Here is a 14843-nt window from a genome sequence, read left to right as displayed (position 1 = left end):
AGCCAACCACCATCAGTCTGCGCCGCAAACGCGCCGGATGGAATCTCGATTATCTCGCCTCAATCCTCGATACCAAAATCCGTTAACTTGGATTCGGAGCCCTGGAAGGTTCCGCCCGGAGCTTGCGCCTCTGTCCGCCGCCGCCCATCTTTGCCGGTGATGACCAGCGCGCTCGAAACCCTGCTACGCGACATCCGCGCCTGCCGCGTCTGCGCCGATCGTCTGCCGCATGAGCCTCGCCCCGTCGTGCAGGCGGGGAGCGGCGCGCGCGTGCTGATTATCGGGCAGGCGCCGGGCAGCAGGGTCCACGCAAGCGGCAAGGCGTGGGACGACGAGAGCGGCGAGAGGCTGCGCGACTGGACCGGCCTCTCGCGCGAGGCGTTCTACGATCCGAATAAGGTCGCGCACATGCCTTCGGGCTTCTGCTATCCGGGCAAGGGCAGCGGCGGCGACCTGCCGCCCCGCCCTGAATGCGCGCCGCTCTGGCACGAGGCGCTTCGCCGCCACCTGCCACGGGTGCGGCTTAGCCTGCTGATCGGCCAGTATGCGCAGAAGCGATATCTGCCCAAAGGCTTCGCGCGCAATCTGACCGAGACGGTGCGCCGATGGCAAGACGCGCCGGAGAGCCTGTTCCCCCTGCCCCACCCGGCGTGGCGAAGCCGGCTGTGGATGGCGAAAAACCCATGGTTCGAGGCCGAAGTCCTGCCCGAATTGCGCGGCCGGATACGCCTGGCCCTTAACTAGTCGCCACGGCGATTCTGCCAAAAGCCGGCGCCGCGCATATCAGCGCGAATCTGTTCTTTCAGGAATTTATCTTCAAGACAGTGCGCAAATCCATTATTGAGTCCATTATTGAGGTGGCAGTCGTTTGCGCAAATTGTGAAGCGGGCCTGGTTCGAACAGACAGGGGAGAGGCTCTTGATTGCGGCTGACCAGACAGGTCACATCGGCAACAGGCAACCTCGCCTCGCGAGATCGGCATGAGTGACGAGGCTCCGGATCGCGACGAGGGTACCGGGCAGGCCGTTCCGGCGGTTTCCGGCAACGAAGCGCACCTGCAGTCGATCCTCGACAGCGTGCCCGATGCGATGATCGTGATTGACGAAGCGGGCAGGATCATCTCGTTCAGCTCCGCCGCCGAAAGGATGTTCGGCTTTTCTGAAGCCGAACTGATCGGCGAAAACGTCAGCACGCTCATGCCTTCCCCCGACCGGGAGCGGCACGACATGTATCTCAAGCGCTACCTCGTCACCGGGGAGCGGCGCATTATCGGGATCGGCCGGGTCACCACCGCGCGGCGGCGCGATGGCACCACTTTTCCCATCGAGCTTTCGGTGGGCGAGGCGCACATCGGCTCGCGGCGCATCTACACCGGCTTCATCCGCGACCTGACGGAGCGCCAGCGCACGGAACTGCGGCTTCACGACCTGCAGGATGCGCTCACGCACGTTTCGCGCGTCACGGCCATGGGAACGCTGGCGACCTCCATCGCGCACGAGTTGAACCAGCCGCTCACCGCCATCGCCAACTACGTCCAGACCGCGAGCGAGATGCTGGCCGATCCGAGCGCGGAAAACATCGCGCTCATTCGCGAAGCGCTGGACGAATGCGCGGCGCAGTCCATCCGGGCCGGGCAGATCGTGCGCCGGCTGCGCGACTTTATCTCGCGCGGCGAGACCGAGCGGCAGATCGTCGCGCTGCCCCGGCTGGTCAACGAAGCGAGCGCCCTCGCCTTCGTCGGCACCGGCAGCCGATCAGTGGAGTTCGAGGTGCGGATCGATCCGTCCGCCGAACTCCTGCTGGTGGACCGCATCCAGATCCAGCAGGTCCTGCTCAACCTCATCAGGAACGCGGTCGAGGCGATGGAAACCTCGCCATTCAAGCGGCTGGAACTCAGCAGCAGCCGCATTCACGATGGCCATGTGCAGGTGACGGTGGCCGACAGCGGGCCAGGCCTCGCCCCGCAAGTGGCGGCGCAGCTCTTCCAGCCGTTCATGACCACCAAAGCGGCGGGCATGGGGCTCGGGCTTTCCATTTGCCGGACCATTGTCGAGGCGCACGGGGGAAAGATCTGGGCCGAGCCCTCGTCGCTTGGCGGCACCGCGTTCCATTTCACCCTGCCCGAGGCGGAGATCCACGCCGATGAATGACAGCAAGACGGTCTATCTGGTAGACGATGACGAAGCCATCCGCCGGTCGGCCTCATTCATGCTGCGCAGTTCCGGCTATGCGGTGACGACGTTCGCAACCGGCGTCGATTTCCTCGATGCCGTCGGGCAGCTGGACGCCGGCTGCATCCTCCTCGACGTTCGCATGCCGGAGATGGACGGGCTGGAAGTCCAGCAGGCCTTGCGGGAACGGGCGATAACCTATCCGGTCGTTGTGATGACCGGGCATGGCGATGTCACCGTGGCGGTCCAGGCGATGAAGGCAGGCGCGGTGGACTTCATCGAAAAGCCATTCGACAAGGCCGTGTTGCTGGAAGCAATCGAGGACGGCTTTTCCCGGCTGGCGCAGTCGCACAGCAACCTTTCCCGTCGCGAACAGGCGCTGGCCCGGCTGAGCGTGCTGACCCCGCGCGAGCTGGATGTCCTGGAAGGGCTCGTGCGGGGGCACCCCAACAAGACGATCGCCTTCGATCTGGAGATCAGCCCGCGCACGGTGGAGGTCCACCGTGCCAATCTGATGCAGAAGCTGGAAGTGGCGAGCCTGTCCGAAGCCCTGCGCGTCGCCTTCGCCGCCGGGGTCGGAGCGGATCAGGATTGACGATCGACAGGCGGTAGGTCGACGACGCGAAATGGCCAGCTGCCGCCCTCACTCCTTTCGATCATCACCTCGTCGCCCGGCAACAGGCGTCGCATCTCGATCAGGAACAGCGTCCTGCCATTCGTCGCCGGCTGGAAGGACAGCGCCCAGCCGCCATCGGTACGCACGACATGCCCCCGCCGGTCCGGCTCGTTGGGCCAGAAGCGCCGGAACCCCGCAATCGCGGGATTTGCCCGAACCGCTTGCACATCAACGGTGCCGTCCTTGCGCATGGGAAGGTTCAGCATGTAGGCCCTGCTTGCCGAACCGCTCGGAAATCCCGGCGTCTTGGCCAGTTCGAGACGGATGCTCTTCCAAACATAAGTCAAAGGACCGCGTGCCGTCATTCTCAACAACTGCGGGATACGACCAGTCGCGGAAATTGGGATTGTTACGTAACCCGGCCGTCTAAGCACTTTCAGCACGGGTCTCCAGCTCCTCTCGATCGAGGATCGCGATCGTGCGCTTGCCTGGCGTTTCGATCAGCCCGTCGCAGCGTAGCCTGGTGATCTGGCGGCTGACGGTCTCGATGGTGAGACCAAGCACCTCCGCGATCTCCTGCCGCCCGAAAGGCAGTTCGAACACGATCCGACCGGCTTCGTCTTCGCCATCCTCGGAAAGGCGCGAGGCCATTTCGAGCAGAAAGCTCGCCACCCGTTCAATCGCGCTCTTCTGCCCCAGCAGCAGCATCCAGCGCCGCGCGTGGTCGAGGTCCGACAGCGTCCGCTGCAGCAGCGAGTGCTCGAGATCGGGATTGCGTTGTGCGACGGCATCGAAATCCGCCCGCGTGAAGGTGCACACCATGGCGTCGGTCAATGCCGTCACCGACTGTTGGCTCTTCGTTCCGAAGGGCCGGCCGATGAAGTCGCTGGGATAGGCGATACCAAGCGTCTGGTCGCAGCCGTCCCAGGTCGAGGCGGAGAGCTTGAGCACGCCGTCGATCACATTGCCGACAAGCAGCGAATCCTCGCCTTCCCACAGCAGCGTCTGCCCCCTCGTCACGTTCTGGCGGCGCCCGTACCTGCTGAGTTCCTCGAGCCTGTCTTCGGGCAACGAATGGCAGATTGCGCTTTCGCGGACGGCGCAGTGAGCGCATGCATCCATGGTTCAGAGGTCCTTTCTGAAAGGGGGCCACGGGTTTTGCTGTTCTCATTGCCCGGCCGCCTTGCGGCGCTGATCTGCCGGTCAATGAGCTACATCAAGTTCACGCCCTTTTTCTCGTCCACGGCTCGCGGCCTCGCCATTCGCAATTTTACGGATGGGAACACCGCGTAGCGCGATGAGGGGCGCCCCGTTTCACCCGGCGCGCCGAACCGGATACGCCGCGATGCGCAGGATATAGTCCGCCGCGCCGGACGTGAGGTGGCATTCGAGGATTTCGTCGAACGTTCCCACCGCCCGCTCGAAATCATCCATGGCGTCCCGGCTCTGGCTCACGAGCGTGATTTCCACGAAGATTTCGGCCCCCGGCCTTATTCCGATGAATATGCCGTTCAAGCGCAAAATAGGAAACAACTGGCGGGCATTCTGGATTATTCTCCAATAGTCCCCGGGCGCATTCGCCCTCGTACCGGATCGAAGGTGAGGAGAAGGACCGCCATGCGCATCGGCACCGTTCGCGAAATCAAGAACCATGAATACCGCGTCGGCCTGGCTCCCGAGAGCGTCGAGGAACTCGTTTCGGCCGGGCACGAAGTCTGGGTCGAAACCGGCGCGGGTCTCGGGATCGGCGCCGCCGACACCGCCTACGAGGCCGCTGGCGCTGCCATCCAGCCCGACGCCAGGACCGTGTTCGACGGCGCGGAAATGATCGTCAAGGTGAAGGAACCGCAAGCCGTGGAGCGTGCGATGCTGCGCCGGGGCCAGATCCTGTTCACCTACCTGCACCTCGCGCCCGATCCGGACCAGACGGCGGATCTCGTCAAGTCGGGTGTCACCGCGATCGCCTATGAAACGGTGACCGGCCCCGGCGGCGGCCTGCCGCTGCTCAAGCCGATGAGCCAGGTGGCCGGCCGGATGGCGATCCAGGCGGGCGCGACGGCGCTGGAGAAGGCGCATGGCGGCCGCGGCGTGCTGCTGGGCGGCGTCCCCGGTGTTCTTCCCGGCAAGGTCCTTGTCATCGGCGGCGGTGTCGTGGGCTTCAATGCCGCGCAGATGGCGGTCGGCCTGGGCGCCGACGTGACCATTCTCGACCGCGATCACGGCGTCCTGGAACGGCTCGACAACCATTTCGAAGGCCGCGTGCGTACTCTCTATTCGGGCAAGGCGACGCTCGCCGAGCTGGTCACCCACGCCGATCTCGTCATCGGCGCGGTCCTGATACCGGGTGCCGCGGCGCCACGGCTGGTCACGCGCGAGATGCTCGCGACGATGAAATCCGGCGCGGTCCTCGTGGACGTGGCGATCGATCAGGGTGGGTGCTTCGAGACCAGCCGTCCTACGACCCATGCCAAGCCTACCTATGTCGTCGACGGCATCGTCCACTATTGCGTCGCCAACATGCCCGGAGCCGTGGCCCGCACCAGCACTTATGCCCTCAACAACGCGACCCTGCCGCATGTGCTGCGAATCGCCGGCAAGGGCTGGAAGGCGGCGCTGGCGGCCGATCCGCACCTCGCCGCCGGGCTCAACGCCCATGAAGGCAAGATCACTTACGAAGCCGTCGCCCGCGATCTGGGCTACGCGTTCACGCCGGCGTCGTCGATCATCGGCTGATCCCACCCGGCGCGGTTCGCGCTAAACGCGCTCCCCGCCTCGAGCCTGAACCAGATCCTCGCGGTTGACCTCGAAGTCGCGCGCGTCGTGGCGCTCGCGCAGCTGGCTCTCCGGCTCGCCCGAAGTGCGGTTGACCATCCTGCCCCGGATGACGGCGGGGCGCGCCGCGATCTGCCTCACCCAGCGATCGAGATGGGTGTATTCATGAACCGACAGGAATTCCTGTCCATCATAAGCGCCATTCATGATGCCGCCGTACCAGGGGAAGATGGCCATGTCGGCAATGGAATATTCGTCGCCCGCCATGAACTCGCTGCGGGCCAGGTGCGTGTCGAGCACATGCAGTTGCCGCTTGGTTTCCATCGCGAAGCGGTTGATCGGATATTCCATCTTGAAAGGCACGTAGGCATAGAAATGCCCAAACCCGCCGCCGACGTAGGGCGCCGCGCCCATTTGCCACATCAGCCAGTTCATTGTCGCCGCGCGCTTGTGCGGTTCCGAGGGGAGGAACTCACCGAACTTCTCGGCGAGGTAGAATAGGATCGAACCGCTTTCGAACAGATGAACCGGCGGATCGATCGAGCGATCGACCATGGCCGGAATCTTCGAATTGGGATTGATCGCCACGAAGCCGCTGCCGAACTGATCGCCTTCGCCGATGCGGATCAGCCAAGCGTCATATTCGGCGCCCGCATGCCCCTTTTCGAGCAGCTCCTCGAGCATGATGGTGACCTTGACGCCGTTCGGCGTGCCCATCGAATAGAGCTGGAGCGGATGCCTGCCGACGGGCAGTTCCTTGTCGTGCGTCGCGCCCGAGACCGGACGGTTGATATTCGCGAAGGTGCCGCCGCTTGGCGCATCCCAGGTCCACACCCGGGGCGGAACATAGCCCGGGGGCTGGTTCTGCGCGAAATCGCCGTCGGCCATTCGCTTTTCTCCTTCTCGATAATGGTTTGCCGTGCGTGCGACAGATAGGCCTCGATCGCATATCGGCAACCGTCGCCGCCAGATAATGCCCGCCGCGAACGCCGGCTGCCACGCGTCTTGCGGCAGCCTATTCGTGAATCCGGGTCAGCATCTCGATCAGCATTTCGACCTCACGGTCGGTAAAGCGGGATTTCAGCCAGCGTTCGTGCTCGACGATCGCCTCCTTGGCGGTCACCAGCGTCTCGCGACCGGACGGAGTCAGGTTGAGCGTCTGCTTGCGCGCGTCGGTCGGGGATTTGCCGCGCACCAGATAGCCGCGCGCCTCGAGCCGATTGACGATCGCCATCGTCGTCGCGCGGTCCATGCGCATGCGCTGTGCAACGTCGGTCTGGGCAACGTCGGGATGGTCTTCGACCAGCCACAGGACGGACACCTGCTTCTGGGTCAGGCCAAGTTCGGAGAATGTCTCGGTGAAGTGGCGATAGACCGCGCCGTGTGCCAGCCGGATATGGAAGCCCACGATGTTCCGGATTTCGCCGATGTCCTCGTCCCCCTCCACGTGGGGCGCGGTCGGCACCGGATCTTCCTTGGATCTAGTCATCAGGGTCTCCCGGCGGGATCGTCATACTGTGAATCGAGAGGACAAGCATGGCCGTCATCGCCCGAACCCGCCAATGCCAACGATTTCAATGCCCCATCGCCGATGAAGCCTCACGCCGCAATCAATACCCGTGCCGCCGGTTGTAATCCGCGATCCACTCGAGCGTCTTTACCATGCCACCGAAGGGGTAGAAGTGCAGCCGCACGCGGCCGTGCTCCGGCCCCAGCCCGGCGGCGAAGGCATCGACCATCTTGTCCGGGCCGGCACTGCCGAGCAGGTTGGTGACGGAAATGCCGTACTTCTTCAGAACCGAAGCCGATGCACCCACGCCGCAGCGCGCCGCGTAGGACAGCAGGCGCTTGATCCCCGCCGGACCCGGCACGCCGAGACGGACCGGACAGTCGATGCCGCGCACGCGCAATTCCTTGAGCCACGCGAGGAAAGCATCGGGGTCGAAGCCGAACTGGGTGACGATCAGCGGCGCCATGCCGCGCCGTTCGATCTCGGCGACTTTCCGTTCAAGCACGGCCCAGCATTCGGCCGTGGTCATGTTCGGGTGGCCTTCGGGATGGCCGCCGATGCCGATCGCCCTGATTCCCGATCGCTCGAAAGCGCCGGTGGCGATCAGCGCGGACGTGTCGAAATAGGGTCCCTCGGGCTCGGGCGGATCGCCCGCGACGATGAAACAGCGTTTCACGCCCGCCTGCTCGACGACGGCCTTCAGATAGCCCTCGAAGTCATCCTCCGAGTGGATACGCCGCGCCGAAAAATGCGGCATCGGCTCACAGCCAAGCTCGCGCACCGCCACCGTGGCGGCGACGCGTGCCTCCAGGGCCTCGCCAGGCAGGTAGGTGATGGCGACGGGGGTTTCGGCCGGGACCAGCGGCGCCGCGTCGCGCAGCGCAGGCTCGTCCCTGGCGGTCATCTCAAGCGAGAAGCCGTCGGTGATCCCGTTGGGCTCCTTGTCCCAGTTCGGGTGGATCAGCGGTATGGCCATGCGTCTCCTCAGCCGGTGGCGGTCGCCGCCCGTTCGCGCTTGCGGCGATCCTGGCGGCGCGGCGATTGCGGGGTTCAGCCGTGGGTGCGCCAGCCTTCGTGATAGGATTCGCGCGCCACGCGGCTGTAGGGCACCGGCGAGACGATCGCGCGGACCGAAAGCTGCTTGTGCGGCTCGACGGTGGTCTTCCCGGTGCCGCCGTTCTCTTCGCCCCAGACCACGCGGATCTCGCTGCCGACCGGAACCGAGGGGTCGATGGTGGCGAGCGAAAGCGCCTGCTTTTCATTGAACGAATAGCCGGTGAACATCGAGAAGCCGAGGGTCTTGCCGTCGGCGTCGGTGACGCGGTCGTAGTTCGAGGAGGCATAATTCGCCAGCGGCACGTCGAAGAACTTGTAGTTCTCGCCATCGGGATCGAACAGCGACGCCATGATCTTCGCCATGTCCTCCGGATGCCAGGCGAGCGTCACCTTCGTGCGCTGCGCGGCCGGATCGAGCTGCTCCAGCGCCTTGCGGCCGTGGAAGTCATGATCGAACTTCACGAACGGGCCGTAGCCCAGTTCCCACGGGTTGAGGTAGTAATCCTCGATATTGTCCGAAACGAACGAGCCGCCGATCGAACCGGTCGCCTCGTAGCTGTCGCCGCCGAGCCACTCGCGGTAGGCCTTGAGCTTGTCGCCGGTGTAGATCGCCGGGAGCGGCGAGGGAATCCATCCCGACTCGAGCGTGTTCGAAGGATAGGCCCGGCTTCCGCACGGGATCAGGCCGAATTCCCTGCCCGCCTCCAGAATCGCCGCGCGGATTTCCTCCTGCTCCTCGTAGGGGCCCCAGATTTCGAGGCCCGGCGCGCCCGACATGCCATGGCGCAGGGTGCGGACCTGGCGACCGGCGATGTTCATCGTGCTCATGTTGAAGAACCTGAGCTGCTCCAGCGGGCCGCCGTGCAGCTTCTCGATCACGGCCCAGGCATTCGGACCCTGGATCTGGAAGCGCCATTCCTTGCGGACCACCGGCTTGCCCATCGGGCGCATCGGCGAGCGGTCGTCCAGCTCGATCTCGACGTCGTAGCCGCCGGTCGCGGCATGGAAGCGCAGCCAGTTCGAAGCCGGGGCGCGGCCGACATAGGTGAACGACTCCTCTTCCTCCCAGAAGATGATGCCATCACCGATAACGTGGCCATAGGGTGTGGTCGGGACGTACTGCTTGGCCTTGCCCACCGCCCAGCCCTTGGGCGAGTTCACCATGGTGTCGGACAGTAGCTTCAGCGCGTCCTTGCCCCGGATATAGAGGTTCACCATGTGGTGTGACTGGTCGAACAGCACCGCAGAGTGCTGCCAGGCCCACTGCTCCGAACGCCAGTTCGAAAACTCGGGCGCAACCACGGGGTAGACATAGGCGCCCAGCTGCGAATTGCGCAGCATTCCCACCACATCCCCCGTCCGCGCGATCACATCCTCAAGGCTGTTGACCGACATTTCGTCCTTCTCCCATCGAAAAACACTGTAAGCAACGCATATCAAATTTCGTATGCCATGCAAACAATCGTCGTCCTGTGCTCCCGCCGCACCTCGTGCGGAACGCGATAGAGGCGATGAAAGCATTGCTGGGCGCCCGAACGACTCGGGCCCGCAATAGTTCGCCAGACCTGCCTCGCGCGGGATCGTTCAACCGCCGGAAAGCAAACGTAAAGAAATCCAACGGCACAAGATGGCACAGGTTGGCATGCCGGTGGATAGGTCGAGTTAATTGCTGGTAGCCAAAAGCGAAACTTGATACCATTCGAGTCTGACGAGCAGGGCGAGCGAGGTATTTCGCGATGGCCACGAACGATCTCTTTTCAAAATACATGCACTCCTATGAGGCGCATCGGGAAACCGAGTGGACGCTGGAGCAGTACCTGTCCAAGTGCAGCGATGATCGCATGCTCTACGCGGGCGCTGCCGAGCGTCTCCTGGCGGCAATCGGCGAGCCGGAAATCGTCGATACATCGAAGGACGCGCGCCTCGGCCGCATTTTCATGAACCGGACGATCCGGGCCTACCCGACGTTCTCCGAATTCTACGGCATGGAAGATACGATCGAGAGGATCGTCTCGTTCTTCCGCCACGCCTCCCAGGGGCTCGAGGAGCAGAAGCAGATCCTCTACCTGCTGGGTCCGGTCGGCGGCGGCAAGTCGTCGATCGCCGAACGGCTCAAGGCACTGATGGAGGTCCATCCGATCTACGTGCTCAAGGCCGGTGACAGCCTGAGCCCGGTCTTCGAGAGCCCGCTGATCCTGTTCGATCCCGATGTGGACGGACCCGACATCGAGGAGACATACGGCATCCCGCGCCGGTACATGGCGGGCCTGATGAGCCCATGGTGCCGCAAACGCCTCGACGAGTTCGGCGGAGACATTTCCAAGTTCCGGGTCGCGCGCATCACCCCTTCACGCATGCGGCAGATCGCCATCGCCAAGACGGAACCGGGGGACGAGAACAACCAGGACATCTCCTCGCTGGTCGGCAAGGTCGATATCCGCAAGCTCGAGCTGCTCTCGCAGAACGACCCCGACGCCTACAGCTACTCGGGCGGCCTCAACCGCGCCAACCAGGGCATTCTCGAGTTCGTCGAGATGTTCAAGGCCCCGATCAAGATGCTGCATCCGCTGCTGACCGCGACGCAGGAGGGCAACTACATCGGCACCGAGAATATCGGCGCGATCCCCTTTTCCGGCGTCATCCTGGCGCACTCCAACGAATCGGAATGGCAGAACTTCAAGAACAACCGCAACAACGAGGCTTTCATCGACCGCATCTACGTGATCCAGGTTCCCTACTGCCTGCGCATCACCGAAGAGCAGAAGATCTATGAAAAGCTGCTACGCGAATCGCAGCTTTTCGAAGCGCCCTGCGCGCCCGGCACGCTGAATATGCTGGCCCGGTTCTCGGTTCTGACCCGGCTCAAGAATCCGGAGAACAGCTCCATCTATTCCAAGATGCGCATCTATGATGGCGAGAGCCTGCGCGATATCGATCCGCACGCCAAGACGATGCAGGAATACAAGGACAACGCCGGCGTCACCGAAGGCATGAACGGCATGTCCACGCGCTTCGCCTTCAAGGCGCTGGCGGCGACGTTCAACCATGACACCGAGGAAATCGCCGCCGATCCGGTGCACCTGATGTACGTACTCGAATCGATGGTGCGGCAGGAACAGCTTCCCGCCGAAACCGAGGCGCAATACCTCGAATTCATCAAGGGCGAACTGGCCCCGCGCTTTGCGGAGTTCATCGGCAACGAGATCCAGAAGGCCTACCTCGAATCCTACGAGGACTATGGCCAGAACCTGTTCGACCGCTACGTCGCTTATGCCGACGCCTGGATCGAAGACCTCGACTTCAAGGACCCCGATACCGGCCAGATGCTGGACCGCGACGTCATCAACCAGGAACTGACACGGATCGAGAAGCCGGCGGGCATCGCCAATCCCAAGGACTTCCGCAACGAGGTGGTCAAGTTCGCCCTGCGCATGCGGGCGGCCAACCACGGCCGCAATCCCTCGTGGAACTCCTATGAGAAGATCCGCGAAGTCATCGAGAAACGCATGTTCAGCCAGGTGGAAGACCTGCTGCCCGTGATCGGCTTTGGCTCCAAGCGCGACAGCGAGACAGAGCGCAAGCACGACGAGTTCGTCACGCGGCTGGTCGAGCGCGGCTATACGCCCCGGCAGGTCCGGCGGCTGGTCGAATGGTACATGCGCGTCAAGCAGGCGGAGTAAGGCCCGTTTGAGCTGAGGAGGCGTACCAACAACGACATGCATATCATCGACCGACGCCTCAATCCCCGCGGCAAAAGCCTGGTAAACCGCCAGCGTTTCCTGCGCCGGGCACGCGACATGGTACGCGGTGCGGTGCGGGACTCGCTGGGATCGCGCAAGATCCGGGAAATCGAGAGCGAAGGCGAAGTCAGCATCAAGCCCGGCGGCGTCCATGAGCCGACGCTGCGGCGGGACAGCTCCAGCGGCAATCGCGACCACGTCCTGCCCGGCAACCGGGTGTTCCGTACCGGCGACCGGATCAAGCGCCCGCAATCCGGCGAGGCGAGCGGCAGCAAGGCCGGCCAGGGCAACGGCGAGGACGAATTCCGCTTCATTCTCACGCGCGAGGAGTTTCTCGACCTCTTCCTCGAAGATCTGGAACTGCCCGATCTCGCCAAACGCCAGCTGACCGCCAGCGATGCATTCGACATCCGCAGGGCGGGATACACGGTCACAGGCTCGCCTTCCGCCCTCTCGGTGCCGCGCACCATGCGCAATGCGATGTCGCGCCGACTGGCAATGCGCCGGCCGAGCAAGGCTGAGATGGACGAACTCGAAGAGGAGATCGCAGGGCTGGAAGCCAAGGCCGTGCCCACGGAAAAGGACCGCAAGACACTGGGCGAACTGCGTGAAAGGTTCGAGGCGCTGGTGCGGCGGCGCACGCTGATCGGCTATATCGACCCCATCGACCTGCGTTACCGGCGCTTCGAGCAGGATCCCCGGCCGATCTCGCAGGCCGTGATCTTCTGCCTGATGGACGTTTCGGGATCGATGAACGAGCACATGAAGGAGCTGGCGAAGATCTTCTTCATCCTGCTCTACCTGTTCGTCACGCGCTGCTATCGCCACGTCGAGATCGTCTTCGTCCGCCATACCGATTCCGCGCAGGAAGTGGACGAGGACACGTTCTTCTACAGCACCGAAACCGGCGGCACGCGCGTTTCCGCGGCGCTCGAGGAGATGTTGGACATCGTCCGGAAGCGCTATTCGCCGCTGGACTGGAACATCTACCTCGCCCAGGCTTCCGACGGCGACAACTTCACGCGCGACAATCCGCGAACGATGTCGCTGATGCGTGACGAGATTCTGCCGCTGGTGCAGTATGCCGCCTATCTGGAGGTTTCGGACGCACCCGCGTCTCCCACGGCAGCTTCGGCAATGGGCGAGGAAAGGCCCAGCAATCTGTGGCAAGCCTATCAGGAGATCGGTACGGCGGGCGGGAAGTTCGCGATGCGCAAGGTCCACTCGCGCAAGGACATCTATCCCGTCTTTCGCGAGCTGTTCCAGCGTCGGGGCATGGCGCGCGCCTCATGAACGCACCGACCTCCACCCTGCTTTACCGCGGCAGCGACTGGGACTTCGACACCTTGCAGCGGATCTACGACGCGGTGGAGCGCATCGCCATCGGCGAACTGGGCCTCAATGTCTATCCCAACCGGATCGAGGTGATCACGTCCGAGCAGATGCTCGACGCCTATGCCTCGACCGGGATGCCGATCTTCTACAAGCACTGGTCGTTCGGAAAGCAGTTCCTCGCCAACGACCTGCTCTATCGCAAGGGGCTGCGCGGCCTGGCCTACGAGCTGGTGATCAATTCCGATCCCTGCATCAGCTACGTCATGGAGGAAAACAGCGCGACCATGCAGACGCTGGTGATCGCGCACGCCGCATTCGGCCACAACCACTTCTTCAAGAACAATTACGTCTTCAAGCAATGGACCGATGCCGAGGGCATCCTCGATTACCTCGAATTCGCGCGGCACTACATCGCCCGGTGCGAGGAACGGCATGGGCAGGCCGAAGTGGAACGGCTGCTCGATGCCGCGCATGCGCTGATGCAGCAGGGCATCCACCGCTATCCGCGCGCCGCGCCCCTGAACCTCAACGCGGAGCGACGGCGCGAGGAGGAGCGCCGCGCCTACGAGGAAGCGACCTACAACCCCTTGTGGCGCACACTGCCCAAGAAAAAGCGCGGCAAGCGCGAGAATCGCGACGAGCGCCGCCGGACGTTCGGGCTCCCGCAGGAAAACGTCCTCTATTTCCTGGAGAAGTCCGCTCCGCGACTCAGGGGCTGGCAGCGCGAAATCCTACGAATCGTCCGGCTCATCGCGCAATATTTCTATCCGCAGCGCCAGACCAAGGTCATGAACGAGGGTTGCGCCGTCTGGTGCCACTACCGGATTCTGGAACGGTTGCACAAAACCGGACAGATCAGCGACGGCGCCTTCATGGAGTTCCTGCACTCGCACTCGAACGTGCTCTACCAGCCGGTCTACGATTCGGGGCACTATGGCGGCCACAATCCTTACGCGCTCGGCTTTGGCATCATGCAAGACATCGAGCGCATCTGCATCGACCCCACCGAGGAGGACCGGCTCTGGTTCCCCGAATTCGCCGGCGGGAACGAACCGGTCGAGGTGCTGAAGAACGCCTGGGCGAACTACCGCGACGAAAGCTTCGTCGCCCAGTTCCTCAGCCCTCATCTCATCAGAAAATGGCGTCTTTTCAAGCTCGACGACAACGAAAGCGAGGACGAGGTCCGGGTCGCGGCGATCCACGACGAGCAAGGCTACCGCGAGATTCGCCGGACCCTGGCGCGCCACCACGACGTCGCCTGGCAGGATCCCGACATCCAGATCGTGGACGTCGATTTCGACAGCGACCGCAAGCTCCTGCTCGAACACAGCGTGCGCGACAAGGTGCTGCTCGAACCCGACGATGCGGAGCGGGTGCTGCAGCATCTCGCCGACCTGTGGGGATATGAGGTGATTTTGACCGAGGTGTCCGGCGCCGACAGGAAGAGTCTCAACACTTACACGATAGAGCCGCGGCCCGGCTTATTCTTCTGAACGGTCTCCTGACGCGCCGAGTTACCTCGATTCGGGTTCCCTTCCAGTCTATTCTGGCGTAGATTGGTCGCTTGGAATTGCCGGCTCAGCCATGCGGGCTTGCCGGTGCATGGATTCCGGCGTAACCACCCTTCGTCGGCATGCAAATGC

Annotated in this window: 14 protein-coding genes; 7 read left to right on the top strand and 7 right to left on the bottom strand. The window is 63.5% G+C overall.

Annotation, left to right across the window (positions count from 1 at the left end; all coding sequences use genetic code 11):
* The first annotated feature begins 159 nt into the window (after positions 1-159).
* From IEX32_RS14795 to IEX32_RS14785, 3 genes are all read left to right on the top strand, one after another.
* Positions 160-744 carry a uracil-DNA glycosylase family protein gene (locus tag IEX32_RS14795; RefSeq protein WP_188772320.1) on the top strand — a complete coding sequence of 195 codons (585 nt, stop codon included), beginning with the start codon at positions 160-162 and terminating at the stop codon, positions 742-744.
* A gap of 236 nt (positions 745-980) precedes the next feature.
* Complete coding sequence (locus IEX32_RS14790; protein WP_188772319.1) at positions 981-2150, top strand: two-component system sensor histidine kinase NtrB; 1170 nt, start codon at positions 981-983, stop codon at positions 2148-2150.
* The gene (locus tag IEX32_RS14785; protein WP_188772318.1) at positions 2143-2766 is read left to right on the top strand and encodes a response regulator transcription factor; all 624 of its coding nucleotides are present in this window, start codon (positions 2143-2145) and stop codon (positions 2764-2766) included. Before IEX32_RS14790 ends, IEX32_RS14785 begins: the two co-directional genes overlap by 8 nt.
* Here the strand turns inward: IEX32_RS14785 and IEX32_RS14780 are convergent.
* The 3 genes from IEX32_RS14780 to IEX32_RS20715 form a co-directional block, all read right to left on the bottom strand.
* Positions 2757-3152 carry a hypothetical protein gene (locus IEX32_RS14780; protein ID WP_188772317.1) on the bottom strand — a complete coding sequence of 132 codons (396 nt, stop codon included), beginning with the start codon at positions 3150-3152 and terminating at the stop codon, positions 2757-2759. The genes IEX32_RS14785 and IEX32_RS14780 overlap by 10 nt on opposite strands.
* Before the next feature lie 61 nt (positions 3153-3213).
* Entirely contained in the window at positions 3214-3909 is a 696-nt protein-coding gene (locus tag IEX32_RS14775) for a Crp/Fnr family transcriptional regulator (RefSeq protein WP_188772316.1), read from the bottom strand.
* Between the two features lie 192 nt (positions 3910-4101).
* Positions 4102-4257, bottom strand: a complete 156-nt coding sequence (locus tag IEX32_RS20715; protein WP_373285454.1) for an Lrp/AsnC ligand binding domain-containing protein — start codon at positions 4255-4257, stop codon at positions 4102-4104.
* Between the two features lie 147 nt (positions 4258-4404).
* On the opposite strand from IEX32_RS20715, the gene ald reads away from it, so the two are divergent.
* Positions 4405-5520 carry an alanine dehydrogenase gene (gene ald, locus IEX32_RS14765; protein ID WP_188772314.1) on the top strand — a complete coding sequence of 372 codons (1116 nt, stop codon included), beginning with the start codon at positions 4405-4407 and terminating at the stop codon, positions 5518-5520.
* 21 nt (positions 5521-5541) lie between these two features.
* Here the strand turns inward: ald and yghU are convergent, their stop codons facing one another.
* The 4 genes from yghU to ligM form a co-directional block, all read right to left on the bottom strand.
* On the bottom strand, positions 5542-6447 hold the full coding sequence (gene yghU / locus IEX32_RS14760; protein ID WP_188772313.1) for a glutathione-dependent disulfide-bond oxidoreductase: 906 nt from the start codon (positions 6445-6447) through the stop codon (positions 5542-5544).
* Positions 6448-6574: 127 nt separating this feature from the next.
* Positions 6575-7048, bottom strand: a complete 474-nt coding sequence (locus tag IEX32_RS14755) for a Saro_0803 family transcriptional regulator (protein WP_188772312.1) — start codon at positions 7046-7048, stop codon at positions 6575-6577.
* A gap of 121 nt (positions 7049-7169) precedes the next feature.
* Entirely contained in the window at positions 7170-8045 is an 876-nt protein-coding gene (locus tag IEX32_RS14750) for a methylenetetrahydrofolate reductase (protein WP_188772311.1), read from the bottom strand.
* 74 nt (positions 8046-8119) lie between these two features.
* Positions 8120-9520 (bottom strand): vanillate/3-O-methylgallate O-demethylase, encoded by a 1401-nt coding sequence (gene ligM / locus IEX32_RS14745; RefSeq protein WP_188772310.1) that lies wholly within the window; start codon positions 9518-9520, stop codon positions 8120-8122.
* A 341-nt stretch (positions 9521-9861) separates the two neighbouring features.
* Between ligM and IEX32_RS14740 the strand changes: the two genes are divergently transcribed.
* Genes IEX32_RS14740 through IEX32_RS14730 form a run of 3 tightly spaced genes read left to right on the top strand, consistent with a single transcriptional unit; the run spans position 9862 to position 14693 of the window.
* On the top strand, positions 9862-11805 hold the full coding sequence (locus IEX32_RS14740) for a PrkA family serine protein kinase (protein ID WP_188772309.1): 1944 nt from the start codon (positions 9862-9864) through the stop codon (positions 11803-11805).
* Positions 11806-11841: 36 nt separating this feature from the next.
* A complete protein-coding gene (locus tag IEX32_RS14735; RefSeq protein WP_188772308.1) occupies positions 11842-13158 on the top strand; it encodes a YeaH/YhbH family protein in 1317 nt (438 codons plus the stop codon).
* Positions 13155-14693: a SpoVR family protein gene (locus tag IEX32_RS14730; protein ID WP_188772307.1), complete on the top strand. Its 1539-nt coding sequence runs from the start codon at positions 13155-13157 to the stop codon at positions 14691-14693. Before IEX32_RS14735 ends, IEX32_RS14730 begins: the two co-directional genes overlap by 4 nt.
* The last annotated feature ends 150 nt before the right edge of the window (positions 14694-14843 follow it).

Origin of the sequence: Novosphingobium endophyticum (genome assembly GCF_014640675.1) — a bacterium.
In the GTDB taxonomy this organism is placed as follows: Bacteria; Pseudomonadota; Alphaproteobacteria; order Sphingomonadales; family Sphingomonadaceae; genus Novosphingobium; species Novosphingobium endophyticum.
This window is presented reverse-complemented; position numbering and strand designations above follow the sequence as displayed.

Excerpts from the sequence above, each read along its gene's own strand:
- IEX32_RS14795 (WP_188772320.1), top strand. The coding sequence starts at position 160 with ATGACCAGCGCGCTCGAAACCCTGCTACGCGACATCCGCGCCTGCCGC.
- IEX32_RS14790 (WP_188772319.1), top strand. The coding sequence starts at position 981 with ATGAGTGACGAGGCTCCGGATCGCGACGAGGGTACCGGGCAGGCCGTT.
- IEX32_RS14785 (WP_188772318.1), top strand. The coding sequence starts at position 2,143 with ATGAATGACAGCAAGACGGTCTATCTGGTAGACGATGACGAAGCCATC.
- IEX32_RS14780 (WP_188772317.1), bottom strand. The coding sequence starts at position 3,152 with ATGACGGCACGCGGTCCTTTGACTTATGTTTGGAAGAGCATCCGTCTC.
- IEX32_RS14775 (WP_188772316.1), bottom strand. The coding sequence starts at position 3,909 with ATGGATGCATGCGCTCACTGCGCCGTCCGCGAAAGCGCAATCTGCCAT.
- ald (WP_188772314.1), top strand. The coding sequence starts at position 4,405 with ATGCGCATCGGCACCGTTCGCGAAATCAAGAACCATGAATACCGCGTC.
- yghU (WP_188772313.1), bottom strand. The coding sequence starts at position 6,447 with ATGGCCGACGGCGATTTCGCGCAGAACCAGCCCCCGGGCTATGTTCCG.
- IEX32_RS14755 (WP_188772312.1), bottom strand. The coding sequence starts at position 7,048 with ATGACTAGATCCAAGGAAGATCCGGTGCCGACCGCGCCCCACGTGGAG.
- IEX32_RS14750 (WP_188772311.1), bottom strand. The coding sequence starts at position 8,045 with ATGGCCATACCGCTGATCCACCCGAACTGGGACAAGGAGCCCAACGGG.
- ligM (WP_188772310.1), bottom strand. The coding sequence starts at position 9,520 with ATGTCGGTCAACAGCCTTGAGGATGTGATCGCGCGGACGGGGGATGTG.
- IEX32_RS14740 (WP_188772309.1), top strand. The coding sequence starts at position 9,862 with ATGGCCACGAACGATCTCTTTTCAAAATACATGCACTCCTATGAGGCG.
- IEX32_RS14735 (WP_188772308.1), top strand. The coding sequence starts at position 11,842 with ATGCATATCATCGACCGACGCCTCAATCCCCGCGGCAAAAGCCTGGTA.
- IEX32_RS14730 (WP_188772307.1), top strand. The coding sequence starts at position 13,155 with ATGAACGCACCGACCTCCACCCTGCTTTACCGCGGCAGCGACTGGGAC.